Below are 3,823 nucleotides of genomic sequence, written 5' to 3'. Positions count from 1 at the left end.
GAGGAAGATTGGAACCTACGGGGGAAACTATCAAACTTGATGCTCCAGTGGCAGGAACGGTAGCAGCAATTAAGGTCAAAGAAGGGGAATTGGTAACGGCTGGTCAAACCTTACTAGAACTGGAATCCGAGTTAGTTAGCACTGAACTTCAGCAGGAACAAAAAAAATTAGAAGGGCAACAGAATCGCCTGAATCAATTAGAGGTGCTGAAAAACCAATTGATACTAGCTCTGCGTACCCAGGAGCAACAAAACCAAGCTCAAGAGTTAGAAAAACAGGCGCAAGTCGAGCAAGCACGGCAGAATCTGGAAGCGTTCAAGTTCGGCTACAGTTTACAAAAAGAAGAACTATTAGCACAAATAGAGCAAGCCCGAGGGGCGATAGACTCTAGCAAGGTTGCCTATGAATTAGAAACCATTCGTTTAGAAAGTGCTGAGGAAAAAATTCCCCGTTACAAAAACGCTTATGAAGAAGGGGTTTTGTCAAAAGAACGCTTTTTAGATGTGCAACAGTCAGCCAAAGAAGCCCAGAAAACTATCATCAGAACTGAATTAGACATAAAACAAGCTCAGTCTCGCCTGAAAGAGCAACAAGGTAGTTATGAAAAGACCATTCATCAAGCATCGGCTGATATTAAACAAGCTCGCCTGCGCTTGCAAGAGCAAGAACGGAGTTATAAAACTTTGGTTCATTCGGGTAAGCTGGCGTTACTCAAAAGTGAGGAACAACTGAAGAATATAGAAACCCAAATTACTACCCTCCAAGCCGAACTATCTCAGAATAAAAGTCAGATTAAATCCTTGGAAATTCAGTTAAATCAAAGGATGTTAGCGGCCCCGATCGAGGGAATCGTGTTTCAGTCCCCTATCAAAAGTGCCGGGGCTGTGGTGCAACCTGGAGATACTATAGTCGAGATTGCCCCAAAAGAGTCCTTCCTTTCCCTGCGGGCGCAGATCGCTATTTCAGAAAGTGGCTCCTTACGGGAAGGAATGGCAGTAAAAATGAAGTTTGATGCTTATCCTTTTCAAGACTATGGGGTAGTAGAAGGAAAGGTAATCAAAATTTCTCCAACCTCCAAGCTTACAGAGACGGAGCAGGGTAAAGTGCCTACTTATGACCTAGAAATTAAACTAAATAAAACCTGTATGCCCACACCACAGGAATGTATTGCTCTCCGCCCAGGGGACACCGCAACCGCAGAAGTAATTGTCCGCCAGCGTCGGATTATGGATTTAATCCTGGATCCCTTTAAGAAGTTGCAGCAGGGGGGTTTGGAATTGTAGTTTAGTTATCATTGCTAGAGATCAATGCTGAGGTTAACTATTTTTGAGTTGTCGGTTTTTATTAGTCAAATCAAAGAGGACAAAAATCATGTCAAAATCTATCACTATTAATGCTGAAGATATTCTAGATCAAGTCAAGCTATCTTTAAAAACTTCTGATATTGTAGAAGCAATTATTACCCGTCAAGTAATAGCAAATGCAGTAGAAGAGGCTGGAATCAAGATAGAAACTGAAGAACTTCAGGAAATGGCAGACAAATACCGAATAATGCATCAACTTCATAGTGCAGAGGATACCCATGCCTGGATGAAACAAAATAATTTGTCTCTAGATGATTTTGAACAATTGGTTTATAATCATGCCCTTTCCACAAAATTAGCTGTTCATTTGTTTGCAGATAAAATTGAACCCTATTTTTATGAACAGAAATTGGATTATGATGGTGTGGTGATGCATGAAGTGATTTTTGATAATAAAGATTTAGCTTTAGAATTATTTTATGCTATTGGCGAAGGAGAAATGAGTTTTTATGATGTTGCTCATCAATACATCGAAGATAAAGACTTACGTCGTAAAGGTGGATACCGAGGGATATTATATCGTCAGGATTTGAAGCCGGAGATTTCTGCTGCTGTTTTTGCTGCTAAACCTCCCCAGGTGATTAAACCGATTGTGAGTTCTAAAGGAGTACATTTAATTTTTGTGGAGGAGATTATTGAAAGGCAATTAGATAATTGGCTCCGCAATAAAATTGCTACTGATCTATTTAATGACTGGATAAATAGATCCCTTTATCAATTCAAATCTGTTACAAATATTGAAATCGTTCAACTCACTCCCCAAAATGCTTCTTAAATAAGAAGTATAGCAGAAGCGTTTAATAGTTTAAACCTTCAACGCTTCTGTAGAGCAACTTGTGGTAGACATAGAACGGTCTCGATTGTAAACAAGACCGTTCTGTTTAAAAAATCTTGCCTAAATGTCTTAAGGACTGGATAATCATCGGTAAATGCTTTTCCTAGGTATCTTTTGAGGATTTATGGAAAACTTGGTATAGTTTAAGCAAAATTTTAATATTTTTATTTAGCCTCTATTTTATAAAAAATTAGGCTATTTGTCTAGGGTTTTAACTATCATTAAACATTTTTGCTTTTAGAGGTATACCCCATCCGCCTTATTACGGGTGGGGTAAAGTGTATTTTAGTCTTGCTGAAATCTGCTACAAATCTATCCGATAAAGCGGACTTCGTTAGTATCTATAGCTGTTAAATCCAATTGCTATATACCTTTGTTACTACCATTCCAGACAAAAACCACTCCACAATATTCTCAATTTGAATCCTCCTAATGTATTCATCATTTCTTGCTCTGTTACATCATGCATATAGCTTTCATAATCCAAGAAAAGGTCAGCACCAGCAGGACGTAAATCAGAAATTTGAATGTTAGCCATTTGAGTTTTTCTCCAATAATGAATGTGTGTTATTTACCAGGAATCAATTAGTAATTTTTTATTCCTGTCTTAATCCTATTCAAAATAATTTCGTGTGTCTATTATTTTTAGATATTATTCATGCTAAAGCAAAAACACTTTTGTCATTAAATTAGATGTCATTACCTTCCGCTAAACCTATTCATAGCTCACAAGTAACCTATAAATAACTTTTCCCACTATTCTGATAGTTAACCTCTCTCTAATTTAGTGAATAAACTAAAACAGTTATGTCCACAAAACTAGTGGAGCTGATAAAAACCATAAAAAAAAGCCCAAGATTACTCTTGGACTAAAAGACTAAGATTAGTTTCTAGCACGTTTCAATTAGCTAAGGCACTTTCGTCCTAGGTTGATACAGTCAACATTTTCCCTATTGTGATTAAATTGACAAAGGAATTGGATTACCTCCTACTGTATCCAGTGGGAGAGACTTCACGGGGACTACCTCAAACCCAGCATCCAGAATTCCAGAGTAGCTTCCAATTGCCTCCAAGGCATTGACATTTTCTGAGGCAGTGCCAAAGGTTTCCATCACCTTGAAGTCCGTATCCCAAAGGTGACCACCATGTTTCAGGAAATCAGCTGAGCCGGAACCCCGTTCCCAAACCCAGATTTCACCACCATCGAGACCCGCTTCTTCAATGGGATCGATGCTGAACATAATCCAGTTATTCCCAGATGTCATCATCGCATCCAGATTAACTAAGTCAGCAAACTCGTCATCTACACCAATAGCGTTGGCAATTTCCTGTTGAGTATATAAGGCGCTTGTGGTGCCATCGGAATTATAGTTATAAACGGCGACTTTGGGGTCTCCATAAATCGAGAAGCGATTAGCATCTCTCCCTCCCCATAATTCCAAGGCGTCCACATCGGTAACCCCTAAATCGATACCGGGGCCTGGCTGATCAATTTGGTTAGCAGTTGCCCAAATATTGTTGGCACCTGTGGGAGTTTCATAGTAAATCTTATCATCAAAACTGGTGGAAAACACCAGGGTTGCTTGGTTGTTGATGACAGGATAGAAAAAAGCATCCCCAGAGT

The 3,823-nt window shown here is 39.1% G+C and carries 4 protein-coding genes; 2 read left to right on the top strand and 2 right to left on the bottom strand.

The genetic code is table 11. From position 1 onward, the window contains the following. Together F6K49_RS36865 and F6K49_RS36860 are read left to right on the top strand one after the other, a co-directional pair. Positions 1 to 1,283: HlyD family efflux transporter periplasmic adaptor subunit (locus F6K49_RS36865; RefSeq protein WP_293104883.1), on the top strand; the 1,283-nt coding region annotated here is incomplete at its 5' end. A gap of 88 nt (positions 1,284 to 1,371) precedes the next feature. After that, the gene (locus F6K49_RS36860; RefSeq protein WP_293070160.1) at positions 1,372 to 2,139 is read left to right on the top strand and encodes a peptidylprolyl isomerase; all 768 of its coding nucleotides are present in this window, start codon (positions 1,372 to 1,374) and stop codon (positions 2,137 to 2,139) included. 439 nt (positions 2,140 to 2,578) lie between these two features. Here the strand turns inward: F6K49_RS36860 and F6K49_RS36855 are convergent, their stop codons facing one another. Beyond that, positions 2,579 to 2,737, bottom strand: coding sequence for a hypothetical protein (locus F6K49_RS36855; protein ID WP_293070158.1), 159 nt, complete (start codon positions 2,735 to 2,737; stop codon positions 2,579 to 2,581). Between the two features lie 421 nt (positions 2,738 to 3,158). Further along, a partial coding sequence (locus tag F6K49_RS36850) for a hypothetical protein (RefSeq protein ID WP_293104879.1) occupies positions 3,159 to 3,823 on the bottom strand: 665 nt, incomplete at its 5' end.

It is taken from the genome of Moorena sp. SIO3I6, from assembly GCF_010672095.1.
The sequence above is the reverse complement of the archived record's forward strand: the minus strand, read 5'-3'. Positions and strand labels throughout refer to the sequence as shown.

Bases quoted from the DNA above. Each gene is read 5' to 3' on its own strand.
- F6K49_RS36860 (WP_293070160.1), top strand. From the start codon at position 1,372: ATGTCAAAATCTATCACTATTAATGCTGAAGATATTCTAGATCAAGTC.
- F6K49_RS36855 (WP_293070158.1), bottom strand. From the start codon at position 2,737: ATGGCTAACATTCAAATTTCTGATTTACGTCCTGCTGGTGCTGACCTT.